Source organism: Planococcus halocryophilus, assembly GCF_022489025.1.
In the GTDB taxonomy this organism is placed as follows: domain Bacteria; phylum Bacillota; class Bacilli; order Bacillales_A; family Planococcaceae; genus Planococcus; species Planococcus halocryophilus_A.
The window spans coordinates 26,726-38,003 of record NZ_JAKVTG010000016.1 but is presented as its reverse complement, the minus strand read 5'-3'; the positions used below and the strand labels follow the sequence as shown (position 1 = coordinate 38,003).

The following is an 11,278-nucleotide window of genomic DNA, read 5'->3' as shown; positions in this document are numbered from 1 at the left end:
TCTCCTAGTCATCCGCCATCCATGACCGCAACAATTTTGTAAAGTCTTCAGGTCGACCTTTGGCAAGCTTTTCAATCGTTTTCCGCTTAGGATTCGCTCTGCTACTAAACTCAGACAAATCGATTTCTTCTTCTTCTTCTATTTCTAATTGATTTGATTTAGCTAAGGCCTGTTCAAAGCCATCAAAGCTATATTCTTCTTCCTCTACATCTTCTTTTTTCTTCTTACGAAGCAATAACAAGGCAATCACAATAATAATTACCAATACGATTGCTGCACCAATTACCATAAGTAAATTATTTGGAATACCTGTTAAAAATGTTACTTCTGGTTCTTCTTCTACAATATCCGGACGTCCTTGGAACTCTGTTGCAAAAACAGAAATTCGATCTTCCAGTTCAATATCAGTTGCTTGAACTTCATTCATGCTTAATGATGTACTCACAGCATTTTTCAATAAATTACTTATATCTGTAATGTTTTCCTGTGATAAACTAGCCGGATTATCAGCAATCGGTGGTTCTACTCCTACATTGATCGTAATATCATCAATAACGTAAGGACTCATTTCAATTTGACGATTGATCCGATTTACTTCACTATTGATCCGCTCTTCTGTGCGTTCAGATTCGCTATTGCCTGTACCGTCGACACCCGGATAATTGGCAACTTCTGTTTCGCCAGTTCCCGCTGCATCTTCAATGACTACGCCTTCGCTCGAATAGGTTTCAATAATTCGTTCCACGCTGATATCCAAACCTTTATTGTTTTCAACATCAACAGGTTCAACTAATTGCTCTTCACGTTTTTCTTTCGTAAAATCGATATTTGTCATAACCGACACGACTACTTTATCCTGCCCAAGCAATAACCCAAGCATTTGCTGCAATTCACGCTGAATATCCTGCTCAATGCCTTTTTGGATTTCGCGATGCTGCTGGTAAACCGATAAGTTAGTATCTAACTGATTTTCATCTTGCACTTCAAACACTTGCCCGTTTTGATCCATAATAACAATTTGATCTGCCGGCAAGCTCGGAACGGATTTACTGATTAAATGGTACAAGCCATTAATCTGCTTTTGATCCAACTGCAACGTCGAATCACCCTTCACTACAATAGAAGCAGTTGAAGTTTGTTCTTCATCTGTAATCCAAATATTTTCTTTTGGAAGCGTAATCATGACGTTGGCTTCGGTTACCCCATCAATTTGCTTGATCAAATACGCCAATTCGTTTTGCATAGCGTCTCGCTCAACCACATCAAAATGACGATCGGTCATACCAAGTCCCATATTTTCACTAAATGTACCGTAATTGACATTGCCGTTTTTCGGAATGCCTTCTGCGGCTAGACTGACTTTCAAATTAGCCAAATGCTCTTCGGGAACGCTGATTGTTTTGCCATCTGCCGATACTTCTACTGGAATAGACTGCTCTTCGATTGCTGTCTTAATCTCGCCGGCTTCAGCTGGTGTCAAATCAGAATATAATACGGAAAAATTAGATTGATTGCTGAGAAATACGAAGACACCAAGAATAATTAAAGTGAGAAAAAAGGAGCCAATTACAGACCACTTTGTAACAGGAGAAAAACTGGTCCATGATTCACTCATTTTTGATTTGTATACCGAAAACTTTTCTTTCATTTCATCAACATCCTACCGGTTTCCATCATACTTGCATTCTCATAACTTCTTGATAAGCTTCAACCACTTTGTTGCGTACCTGCATCGTCATTTGCAATGACAAGCTGGCTTTTTGCGAAGCAATCATCACTTCATGGACATCTTGCACTTCTCCTGTTATCAACTGATTGGTCAATTTATCGGATTCGTTCTGTGCAGCACTCACTTCTTGTAACGCATCTTTAAATATCTGGCCAAATCCTTCAACTTTGTTCTCGGGTTTAACGTTATTGAACAATTGATTTTGTATAAAAGGCGTTTGAATTCCACTTATTTTCTCCATAAGTGCCTCCTTAATGTTCTGTTGTTGGTTGAAATAATCTTCCATTTTATAAATCACGAAGTCATTACTAAATTCTTATTAAAATATTGATATGAAGCAAAACAGCGGAGACTCCCGCGGGATAGCGAAGTGCCGAAATCCACTCGGGCGATCAGCCCGAGTTAGTTCGGCGCAAGCCCGCAGGAAAGCGCAGCTGTTTTGCGTAATATCACTGATGAAATTTATGAACTATTTCCCGATTTCCAATGCTTTCATAAACATGCTTTTTGAAGCATTTAGTGCCGTAACGTTGGCTTCATAAGAACGAGTTGCTGACATCAAATCCACCATTTCTTGCAATGGATCGACATTGGACATGCGGACATAACCGTCTTCTCCCGCATCTGGATGTTCTGGGTCATATCTTAATGTAAAAGGTGTTTGATCTTCTTTAATTCCTGAGGCTTTGACACCCGTTACAGCGGTGTTTCCTCTATTAATGGCTGATTGTAATTGATTGGAAAAAGGGGATGTGCCGCTTTGAGACAATTCCACTGTTTTTCGGCGGTAAGGCATCCATTCGCCGTCTACTAATTCGGCACGATTTGTGTTGGCATTGGCAATATTGGCAGATACTACATCCATACGAAGCCGGTTTGCTGTCAGCCCCGACGAACTGATGTTAAATCCCGTAAATAAGCTCATCTTTTTTATCTCCCTCCATTAATAACTGAACTGAGACTGTTAAGTTTACCGTTGACTCGTTCCGTCACAGCGTTATACCATAATTGGTTTTTCGCCAGTTCGGCCATTTCAACATCCATGTCGACATTATTGCCGTTGTTATTATACTGAGTTGAATTGTTTGTCAATACTCTTGTTGTGCCTACTAACGATTCATTGCCAAATGACACGTGGCGACTATCTGTTTTGTAGCTAGACAAGTTTTGATTGGACATAGCTGTATCCAAAGTTGCTTGGAAATCGACTTTTTTACTTTTGTAATTAGCCGTATCCACATTTGCAATGTTCGCCGAATGAACGCGTTGTTTGAGAGTCGCAGCTGATAAAGCTTGCTCCATCGATTCAATTGATTTAGGGAATATATTCATTGATAAACTCCTTTTTTTAACATTTATAACTAAAATAAAAATCCACCTCTGGGAAAAGATGGATCATAAATCTGTCGATCACAGTTCCTTATTCTCTAGTATAATGTTTAATAAGAATGATAGGGAATAGCTTTGATCTCTTAAATATTTTTGCCATTTCTACAATGAAACTGATCTATTTTATGGTTAAACTAATTATTTTGTACTATTTTCGGAAATGTTATATCAAAGTGATAGTATCATGTTTCAATAATTTTGTATATTTTTCTTTTTAAAATTTTTAATGCTATTTTTTCCATATTAATATAAAAATCACTATTTTTTTTATATTTAAAATGTTATGATACGCGGTAAATATAAGATTCGGTTATGAAAGGAAGAAACTACATGTTTCGTGGATTATATACTGCTACATCAGGAATGATGGCTAATAACAGGCAACAACAAATATTGACGAATAATCTTTCTAATGCAAATACTCCTGGTTTTAAAGAAGATCAAACTGTTTTTCGTGCTTTTCCAGAACAGTTAATTAAAGCAGTTGAAAACAGCAAAAAAGGTACAATAGTCCCTCATAATATCGGCACTTTAACTACTGGAGTGTATACGCAAGAAGGAATTCCTTCATTTCTTCAAGGTCCTTTGAAAGAAACTGGAAACCAGACAGATATTGCCTTGCTAGATGAGCTATTACCAACAAATCCCGACACCCAACAAAAAGGTTCGATGGTTTTTGCGGTAGCTGCAGAAGATGGCGAAGTGCGCTATACCAAAAATGGATCATTTGCTGTCGATACTCAAGGCTTTCTAACAACGAGTGAGGGTTTCTCTGTGTTAGGTGAAGACTTGCAACCAATTCAAGTGGGATCCGCTGACTTTACGGTACAAGAAAATGGTGAAATTCTTTTATCCAACGGCGCTCAAGGGGATCGCTTATGGGTAGGTTATACTGAAAACCCTCAACAGTTTGTAAAAGAAGGTCAAAATCTTTTACGCTGGGCGGGAGCTCCTGAAGCCTCTCCTCAATTTATCGACAACGTCGATTTACTTGATGGAACCCCTAGCTTCATGAAACAAGGGTTTGTGGAACAATCGAATGTAGATCTGACAAAGACCATGACAGACATGATGACCACATACCGCGGATTTGAATCCAACCAAAAAGTAATTCAAGCATATGATCGCAGCATGGAAAAAGCCGTCAATGAAATCGGGCGCGTATAAGGAGGAATTTGACAAGTTGAATATCCAGATGAATACAGCCAGCAACACAATGAGTGAGTTGCAAAAAAAATTAGATTTGATTGGCAATAATATCGCGAACGTCAATACCAACGGGTATAAGCGACAAGAAGCTAGCTTCTCGGATGCACTTGTGCTGTCTCTTGAAAAACAAGTGGGGCAAAAAAATGAAGTTGGGCGCATTACGCCTTACGGTTTACGCATCGGTGCCGGTGCGGTTCTTTCGCAAACAGCCGTCCGCAACGACCCCGGCTCTATTAAACAAACGGACCGCCCTCTAGATTTCATGATTCAAGGAGAATCTGCTTACTTCCGTATTGCATCAGATGGCGACACGCTTTATACAAAAGATGGATCCTTCCAAGTACAGCCTATTTTGAATTCGACGCAAGTTGGCTTAGTAACAGCGAACGGTGATGCCGTATTAGGCGCTGATAACCAACCGATTGTTTTCGACGCTGATTTTGAAAACATTCGCTTGAATGGACAAGGAACTTTAGAGATCTCTTATAAAGACTCGGACAAGCAACCAACTGAAATTCAAATGGGCGTTGCTCAAATTAACCGACAAGATTCATTAGCGAAAATCGGTGAAAATCGATTCCGCTTAAATGGGACAGAAGCTGAACAAATCGCGAACGGCAATTTACAGTTTATCGATTTGTCCCAACCCAATGACGGATCTATCCAAATTAAGCAAAACGCTTTGGAAATGTCCAATGTCGATTTGACCGAGGAAATGACTGAACTGATTACCACTCAACGATTGTTTCAGTCACAAGGTAGAGCCATTTCTTACGCAGATGACATGATGGGCTTAGTCAATACCATTAAAGGATAACGAAAAAGCAGGCACCCCGCGGGGTGCCTGCTTTTTTATTGGTGAAATATTGTTTGGATATTCCGTAAAACAACTACGCTTTCCGCGGGCTCGCGCCCAAGCCTCCTCAGTCGCTATGCTCCTTGCGGGGTCTCGGTCGTCTCGCTATTCCGCAGGAGTCTCCGTTGGTTTGCTCCATATCCTACTAGTGCGAAGTTGAACCTTTTGTTATTTTGTGACTCTTAGAAGAAAGAGTGGAAGGCGGCGACTCCTGGGGGAATAGCACGAGCTGAAGACCCTGGACTGAGCGCAGCGAGGGAAGCGGCTGAAGCCGTGCCCCCCGGAACGCGTCCGCCTGGAGCGATTTCTACTCACTCATTATCTCAAAAAGTCCATCAAACTTGGTTGAATAATTTTTGATGTTGCTGCGAGGCTTGCTTGGTAAACACTTTCCTCACTCTTTAATCTGATAACGGCTTCTGCGTAATCGACGTCTTCGATTCTTGATAACATCGATTGAAGTTCCAAGTTACTATCGAGCAAACGATTTTCAACGGCTTCTACACGATTTTGACGTGCGCCGTTTTCTGCGCCTACCGACAATAACCGGTCCATTGCTGCATCAACTTTAGCCAAATCATTAGAATTTCCAGCTTTTAAGTTAGCAGAAATGGTTTCTAATGTTTTGAAAAGGTTTGTTTCATCATTCGATGCCCCGAATAGTTCATCTGGTAAGACACTCGATTTAATGTTAATGCCTTCTCCTATAGTGAACTTGCGAGATTCTAGACCTGTGCTGTCAAAATCATAATTCCCTTTTACAGGAAAAGGTGATTCTCCTGTTTTCTGACCATTAAATAATGAACGGCCATTAACTTTTGCATTGGCTAATCCACGCATTTGCTCAGTTAGTTCTCCAATTTCAGCATCAATTGCCTGACGATCAAGTTCAGAATACGTATCACTATTTCCTTGAATCGCCAATTCGCGTACACGTTGCATGGCATTCACCATTGAATCAATGTTTTGACCGGTTTCGTCCATCCACAACTTTGATTCGCTAGTATTTCGTTCAAACTGAACGTTTGCTGCAAGAGTGCTTTTCAAGTTCATCGCTTTACTGACTCCGTTTGGATCATCTGATGGCCGGTGAAGTAATTTGCCACTCGATACTTGATTGTTGGTTTTTTCAAAGCGGCTCAAGTTTTGGCTCATATTGCGTATGGAATTCTGGTTTAGCATCTGTTGCGTGACTCTCATGTTTTTCCCTCCACGTTCCTTCTGCTATCAGTTAGCCATTCGGTTAATAATGGTATCCAACATTTGATCCGTCATTGATACTAACCGTGCTGCGGCATTATAGGAATGTTGGTATTTTACTAAGTTGGCCATTTCTTCATCGAGCGAAACACCCGTTACGGATTGTCTCCGGTTTTCTGTGGCTTGAAGTGTTGTGCTGTGATTGCTAACTGCATTAACTGCCGCTTGGCTTTGCGCACCTAGTTGACTGACAAGCTTTCTGAAATCACTTTGGGCTGCTACTGCTGTTTTTCCCGTTGCTGGTTGTTGTGTTAAAGGACTCGCTTCATAATTCACTTTGAGCTCAGACAGTTTAAAGTCTGTGGCATTGCCAACGAATAGCGCTTGATCCTTGCCACCTGTTGTTGACATGCCATTCGCTTCTACGAAATCGCTAACCACTTTAGTCAAGTTTGTCTGATAACTTGTTGCGGCATCCATTGACTCGCTCAATCCTGCCAATTTGCCGCCGTAAATTTCATTTTCACCGGCGCCGGTTTTGTAATCAATTTCAGATACAATTTCTCCGCTTACTAATGATTGGTTGTTTGAAGTAAGACTGATGGAGTAGCTACCATTTGATTTTTCGTCCACTTTAATGGACATCAAGGTCGATAGCTCTTCTACTAGAGCATCGCGCTTGTCTTTTAAGTCATTTGACTGACTGCCATTGCGAACGATGCTTTTATTGAGTTCTGCAATTTGTTTTAAATAACCGTTTGCCTCGGCAACTGTATCTTGTGATTGGAGTGTTAACTCATTTTTTAAACTGTCCATTGATTTATTCATGGTCTGGGCAACATCGATAAAGCCTTGTGCACGCTCTTTCACAATTGCTTGTGCAGATAAACTATCCGGCTCATTCGCCAAGTCTTGCCAAGCGCTATTTAAGCTATCCATTGCACTGCTTAAACCACTATCACTCGGTTCGTTAACGATGGTTTCTAAACGATCTAGCGTTGTTTGTTTTGCTTGCCATTGTCCGAGTGTTTCGGAATGGTCACGAAATTGCTGGTCGAGAAAACGGTCTCTTACACGGGTAATCGAATCGATCGTAACGCCGGTTCCAAGCTGGCCTGTGTTCGCGCCTTGGGCTGTCCAAACGCTTAAAGAAGGAGAAGCACTTGAATTTACTTGCTGACGTGAATAGCCTTTCGTGTTTACGTTGGCAATGTTCTGTCCAGTCGTTGAAAGGCTTGCCTGACCAACGGATAAGCCGCGTTTTCCTAATTCTAATCCATGAAATGTTGAAACCATGATTCTTTGCCTCCCAACAATTTCTAAGCTCTTGTATCGAAAAAGCCTTGATTGTTTGATTGTGGTTTTTGTTGTCCTGCTGGTGATTGATAATTATACTGTTGTTGTTTTGATTTTGTTACTTCCGTAATCATATGTTGAACAAAGCTCATCGAATCTTCAAGCAGTTTTTCGTTGGTTTTGTTTTTTGCTTGAAGTTCAGTCAAAAGCGTTTGTAAAGTTTTCAATTGTAAGTGAAGATCTTGCTTTACATCTTCATCTGGAATCTGCTCTGCAAACTGACTAAATGTCAGTCCAGGATGCTCTTCCAACACGTCGGCTACCAGTTGCTGCCGCTCGTCTTCCAATTGGCCAAGCTGCTTAACCAGCTTTGCTTCTTCTTTCACAAGCTCCGTTAGTTCATCGACTTTTCGTTCGATCAAAACTGTCTGCTTGCGCTCGGCATAACGGATAAGCTGTTTTTGTATGCTGATCAATTCGTCCAGCGTGTTTACTACTAAGTTCAGCATCCGATATCCTCCTCTTTAAAAAGCTCTTTTATTTGTCGAACCAAAACTGATGGACTTTATCGGCGACTTTGCCTGCATCCACTTGGTATTCACCTGATGCCACTTGCGCTTTTAATAACTGAATTTTTTCTTGTCTTTCAATGTCCACGCTAGCATTTTTTTCGAACATCGCTTTCGCCTCATTTGAAATTTGTAGCTCGTCTTCTTTTTGCAACGGCTTGGTTTTCGCTGCCGGAGTTACTTGCATTTTTTGATAAGATTGAATAAAGGAAGAACTATTTGTTTTATCGATATTCATTCCTTCACCACCCTGTCTTTTATTTTTTGTTGCCTTGTCGCATTTTCCATAGTTGTGGCTCCCCGGACATTTCTGGCGAGCCCTCAAACTTTAATGTTCGTTCGATTTCTGTTGAAAACGAATCAAAGCAATTATGGCAAAGCATCTGCCTTTTTATGAGCTCACCACAATGTTGGCAAGGATACCCTAGATTGGGAAAATCCTCTGCGTAAATCCGGCCATTGCGGATAAAATCCGTAATTTGTCGTACCGATATGTTCGTAGCCCGACTAATTTCGTGAATATCCGCGTCGTGATTGCTGCTATCTTTCAGAAAATCATTTATTGCATTAAAATCATTTTCAATTTCTTTAAAACAGTCTATGCAATAGTCAGTGTAGTCCTTTAGGAATAATATACCGCAAAATCGGCAATTATCCAGCTGATTTGCTCCCACATGTACTCACCTGACCTTCTCTATCTATTTATATCGGCAACTTCGCCAAAATGTTTAGCGAAATTTAATATTATTGCATTTTAAATTCCGTAACGAGTACGCGTTCGACTTTCCCTTTTTCCATAACTTCTGTCAAGCGCCCAGTTAGTTCTTCTTCGATCATAGTTATGCCACTTTCTCCAAGCAACTCTTCTTTCGTAAAACTAGCAACAGTCGCAATAACTGCGGCACGTACTTCAGCAGTACGCTTTTCAGCTTCTTCTTTTGTATCTTTGTCACTCAACAAAATATTAAACTGAACAATCCCAAAATTCCCAGAAGACGCTAAGTTTGTGGTGATAATATCTGTGTCGATACTCAACTCTTCGACTTCTTCAGCGCTTAACGATTTATGCTCTTCCGCTTTTTCCTCTTTAGGCATAAAGTACAAATAAGCACCCGCACCAATCGCTGCCACCACGACAAAAGCGACAATTATTTTTATTATTTTCCCCATAATGCACCTCTTATTCTTCGGTTTCTATTTCAAAAGGTGAGATCAATACTTCAACGCGGCGATTTTCCGCACGCCCTTCAGGAGTATCATTTGAAGCGATTGGCTGATATTGACTATAGCCCGTCGCACTGAATTTCTGCGGACTCAGTTTATCGTTTTCAAGAAGGTTTCGCATAAAGTTAATAGCTCGCGCTGAACTCAATTCCCAATTGGTTGGAAATTCTTCTGTCCCCGTTGGAATATTGTCTGTATGCCCTTCGATAAAAATCATGCGCGGTGGATCTGTAATCAACAAGTTGGAGATCTCATCTATAATCTCCTCAGAGCCTTCTCGAATAGTGGCACTTCCCGATTCGAAGAGCACCCCTTCTTTAATAATAATTTTCAAGCCTTTTCGCGTCATATCGGTTTGCAAACGAGGCGCTAGCCCATTTTCATCGATATACGTATCAATCTTGTTTTGAAAATCTAACAACTCTTCCTGATCTTTTGCTTCAAATACTTCTTCCGGGCTTTCCCCAGTAACCGGATCTTCACTCAACTCTGCAGTTGGCGATGTCTCAAAACTTTCAACAGGAGCTTGTTCATCTAATACGCCAGATCCACCTTGCAACTCGCTATTAAATGATTCTGCAATCGCATTAAATTTTTGAGCATCTACTTGGCTTGAGGCAAACAACACGATAAACAAGGCAAGCAACAAGGTTAATACGTCGGCATAGGGCAAGAGCCACGCTTCATCTACATGTTCTTCATGCTTTTTTTTACGCTTCAACTTCAACACCGCTCTCTTCTACGTCAGGTTCAAGCACACGGTCTTTCGCTGGTAAGTACGTTAATAATTTTTCTTCTACAGTTCGGACTGGCAAGCCTTCTTGCACGGCAAGCAAACCTTCTAGCATAATCATTTTTGTTTTGACTTCGGCTTCTGATTTTCGTTTTAGTTTGTTGGCAAATGGATGCCACAATACATAACCTGAGAAAATCCCGAATAGAGTTGCGATAAATGCGGCGGAAATGGATTTACCAAGTAATGCTACATCATCTAAGTGACCAAGCGCCGCAACGAGTCCGATAACGGCACCGAGTACGCCAAGTGTTGGGGCGTAGGTACCGGCTTGTGCAAAAATCTTTGCGCCCAGTTCATGGCGTTCTTCCATTGCTGCGATTTCTTCTTCCATCAAATCGCGAATGTGTTCTTGTGACTGACCGTCTACAACCATTTTCAAGCCACGCTGCAAAAATGGGTCTTCTACTTCTTCTGATTTTTCTTCTAATGCCAATAAGCCTTCTTTACGTGCCAGCATTGCCCATCCCGTAAACATCGGAATCATTTCCTTAACGGGAATTTTTTTCTGTTCGCTGAAAATCACTTTGAACAAGCTCGGGATTTTTTTAATTTCATCCATAGGAAAGGCAACAAGAAGACAGGCGATGGTACCCGCAAAGATAATTACTAGCGCCGCTGGATTGTAAAGTGCGATCGGGTTTGATCCTTTTAGAATCATCCCGCCGATCAACACGACAAATCCCATGATGACTCCTATCCAAGATGTCTTGTCCACGTTTATACCTCATTTCATTTACCTGTGTAGTTTTAAATCTCTTGGTGATATTTTTCTTCTTGGTGAAAGGCTTCGCTTCAAGCGGACGCGTTCCGCGGACGAAGCGCTGAGCCTCCTCGTCGCAAGCTCCTGCGGGGTCTCATCACTCCGTTTTTCCACAGGAGTCGCCACCTTACGCTCATTTTTCTAGTTTCTAAAGGTATAGTTAAATAATATTTTCCCTACTTAACTTTCCCCACATATTTAGCATCGGCGCGTCTTCGGGCTAAGCGAAGCAAGAAGACTGGCGTTCTTT

The 11,278-nt window shown here is 41.1% G+C and carries 14 protein-coding genes; 2 read left to right on the top strand and 12 right to left on the bottom strand.

All coding sequences use genetic code 11. The features are described from left to right. Nucleotides 1-4: 4 nt before the first annotated feature. The 4 genes from fliF to flgB form a co-directional block, all read right to left on the bottom strand. Nucleotides 5-1,648, bottom strand: a complete 1,644-nt coding sequence (gene fliF, locus MLE13_RS14965) for a flagellar basal-body MS-ring/collar protein FliF (protein WP_240750494.1) — start codon at nucleotides 1,646-1,648, stop codon at nucleotides 5-7. Between the two features lie 25 nt (nucleotides 1,649-1,673). Next, on the bottom strand, nucleotides 1,674-1,970 hold the full coding sequence (gene fliE / locus MLE13_RS14960; RefSeq protein ID WP_065527523.1) for a flagellar hook-basal body complex protein FliE: 297 nt from the start codon (nucleotides 1,968-1,970) through the stop codon (nucleotides 1,674-1,676). Nucleotides 1,971-2,198: 228 nt separating this feature from the next. After that, entirely contained in the window at nucleotides 2,199-2,654 is a 456-nt protein-coding gene (gene flgC, locus MLE13_RS14955; protein ID WP_008431742.1) for a flagellar basal body rod protein FlgC, read from the bottom strand. A 5-nt stretch (nucleotides 2,655-2,659) separates the two neighbouring features. After that, the gene (flgB, locus tag MLE13_RS14950) at nucleotides 2,660-3,061 is read right to left on the bottom strand and encodes a flagellar basal body rod protein FlgB (RefSeq protein WP_240750492.1); all 402 of its coding nucleotides are present in this window, start codon (nucleotides 3,059-3,061) and stop codon (nucleotides 2,660-2,662) included. Between the two features lie 387 nt (nucleotides 3,062-3,448). Here flgB and MLE13_RS14945 point away from each other — a divergent pair, with 387 nt between their 5' ends. Further along, nucleotides 3,449-4,285: a flagellar hook-basal body protein gene (locus tag MLE13_RS14945; protein ID WP_240750490.1), complete on the top strand. Its 837-nt coding sequence runs from the start codon at nucleotides 3,449-3,451 to the stop codon at nucleotides 4,283-4,285. 16 nt (nucleotides 4,286-4,301) lie between these two features. Further along, on the top strand, nucleotides 4,302-5,144 hold the full coding sequence (locus MLE13_RS14940; protein ID WP_240750488.1) for a flagellar hook-basal body protein: 843 nt from the start codon (nucleotides 4,302-4,304) through the stop codon (nucleotides 5,142-5,144). Between the two features lie 357 nt (nucleotides 5,145-5,501). On the opposite strand, the gene flgL is transcribed toward MLE13_RS14940, so the two are convergent. The 8 genes from flgL to motA all read right to left on the bottom strand — a co-directional run bounded on the left by flgL (nucleotide 5,502) and on the right by motA (nucleotide 10,983). After that, nucleotides 5,502-6,383, bottom strand: coding sequence for a flagellar hook-associated protein FlgL (flgL, locus tag MLE13_RS14935; RefSeq protein ID WP_240750487.1), 882 nt, complete (start codon nucleotides 6,381-6,383; stop codon nucleotides 5,502-5,504). Nucleotides 6,384-6,410: 27 nt separating this feature from the next. Beyond that, on the bottom strand, nucleotides 6,411-7,679 hold the full coding sequence (gene flgK, locus MLE13_RS14930) for a flagellar hook-associated protein FlgK (protein WP_240750486.1): 1,269 nt from the start codon (nucleotides 7,677-7,679) through the stop codon (nucleotides 6,411-6,413). Between the two features lie 23 nt (nucleotides 7,680-7,702). After that, nucleotides 7,703-8,188 (bottom strand): flagellar protein FlgN, encoded by a 486-nt coding sequence (locus tag MLE13_RS14925; protein WP_240750485.1) that lies wholly within the window; start codon nucleotides 8,186-8,188, stop codon nucleotides 7,703-7,705. Nucleotides 8,189-8,216: 28 nt separating this feature from the next. Then, nucleotides 8,217-8,486: a flagellar biosynthesis anti-sigma factor FlgM gene (flgM, locus tag MLE13_RS14920; RefSeq protein WP_008499217.1), complete on the bottom strand. Its 270-nt coding sequence runs from the start codon at nucleotides 8,484-8,486 to the stop codon at nucleotides 8,217-8,219. 19 nt (nucleotides 8,487-8,505) lie between these two features. Further along, nucleotides 8,506-8,922 (bottom strand): flagellar protein, encoded by a 417-nt coding sequence (locus MLE13_RS14915; RefSeq protein ID WP_240750483.1) that lies wholly within the window; start codon nucleotides 8,920-8,922, stop codon nucleotides 8,506-8,508. 70 nt (nucleotides 8,923-8,992) lie between these two features. Next, complete coding sequence (locus tag MLE13_RS14910; protein WP_240750481.1) at nucleotides 8,993-9,418, bottom strand: flagellar basal body-associated FliL family protein; 426 nt, start codon at nucleotides 9,416-9,418, stop codon at nucleotides 8,993-8,995. 10 nt (nucleotides 9,419-9,428) lie between these two features. Then, nucleotides 9,429-10,199, bottom strand: coding sequence for a flagellar motor protein MotB (gene motB, locus MLE13_RS14905; protein WP_240750479.1), 771 nt, complete (start codon nucleotides 10,197-10,199; stop codon nucleotides 9,429-9,431). Continuing rightward, nucleotides 10,183-10,983, bottom strand: a complete 801-nt coding sequence (motA, locus tag MLE13_RS14900; protein ID WP_240750477.1) for a flagellar motor stator protein MotA — start codon at nucleotides 10,981-10,983, stop codon at nucleotides 10,183-10,185. The genes motB and motA overlap by 17 nt, the downstream gene beginning before the upstream one ends. Between the last annotated feature and the right edge of the window lie 295 nt (nucleotides 10,984-11,278).

Coding starts and splice junctions, on each gene's coding strand:
- fliF (WP_240750494.1), bottom strand. CDS start 1,648: ATGAAAGAAAAGTTTTCGGTATACAAATCAAAAATGAGTGAATCATGG.
- fliE (WP_065527523.1), bottom strand. CDS start 1,970: ATGGAGAAAATAAGTGGAATTCAAACGCCTTTTATACAAAATCAATTG.
- flgC (WP_008431742.1), bottom strand. CDS start 2,654: ATGAGCTTATTTACGGGATTTAACATCAGTTCGTCGGGGCTGACAGCA.
- flgB (WP_240750492.1), bottom strand. CDS start 3,061: ATGAATATATTCCCTAAATCAATTGAATCGATGGAGCAAGCTTTATCA.
- MLE13_RS14945 (WP_240750490.1), top strand. CDS start 3,449: ATGTTTCGTGGATTATATACTGCTACATCAGGAATGATGGCTAATAAC.
- flgL (WP_240750487.1), bottom strand. CDS start 6,383: ATGAGAGTCACGCAACAGATGCTAAACCAGAATTCCATACGCAATATG.
- flgK (WP_240750486.1), bottom strand. CDS start 7,679: ATGGTTTCAACATTTCATGGATTAGAATTAGGAAAACGCGGCTTATCC.
- MLE13_RS14925 (WP_240750485.1), bottom strand. CDS start 8,188: ATGCTGAACTTAGTAGTAAACACGCTGGACGAATTGATCAGCATACAA.
- flgM (WP_008499217.1), bottom strand. CDS start 8,486: ATGAATATCGATAAAACAAATAGTTCTTCCTTTATTCAATCTTATCAA.
- MLE13_RS14910 (WP_240750481.1), bottom strand. CDS start 9,418: ATGGGGAAAATAATAAAAATAATTGTCGCTTTTGTCGTGGTGGCAGCG.